Annotated in this window: 1 protein-coding gene; it reads right to left on the bottom strand. The window is 44.0% G+C overall.

Annotation, left to right across the window (positions count from 1 at the left end):
- Positions 1–179: 179 nt before the first annotated feature.
- A partial coding sequence (locus Y887_RS20525; protein WP_211257014.1) for a hypothetical protein occupies positions 180–595 on the bottom strand: 416 nt, incomplete at its 5' end.

Raw genomic sequence — 595 nt, 5'->3', positions numbered from 1 at the left:
CCACAAAGTCGAAAGGTGACTTGATGGTGTCAAGCATATATCGCCAGTGCTCCTGTTTCTCTAACTCTGTCATCTCAGAGACAGGCTTGCCAGTCATGCGCGTGTTCTTTGTTTCCAGCAAAAGTTCAAGTGCATCTTGGGTGTATCTTACTAATTCAACTTTCATTTTAATTATCCTATTAACGGTAATTTACCAGTTGCTGATCGCCAGAGAAAACGCAATGATAAACGAATTGTGCGTTATAAAGCAACTGAAAACTTTTCTTTGGTTCATTATCAGAACTCATAGATGTAAAGATTTCTGCACCAGAACGGTTTTCACCAATCAGGTTGATAAAGCCGCCAGTTGAACGAGGTTGGACGAAAGTGAAACGCTGCATCCAAGGAGTGCGGTTAACGCCTTTTCCGGTAAATCCCTGAATCTGAATATTCAAACCTTCTTGCTCGTTCACACCGATGTAAGTGGTAATTGTTGCGCCAGTCGTCGCTGCGGTCTTGCCGTCCATCGCTTCGCAATCGTAAACAGCGATTGAATCGGAAGTACGGACAGCGGCTTCAGTCGCTTCCATATACATGGTTCCGAGAATAGCAGTTG

This window comes from Xanthomonas pisi DSM 18956, from assembly GCF_001010415.1.
GTDB classification, from domain to species: Bacteria; Pseudomonadota; Gammaproteobacteria; order Xanthomonadales; family Xanthomonadaceae; genus Xanthomonas; species Xanthomonas pisi.
The sequence above is the reverse complement of the archived record's forward strand: the minus strand, read 5'-3'. Positions and strand labels throughout refer to the sequence as shown.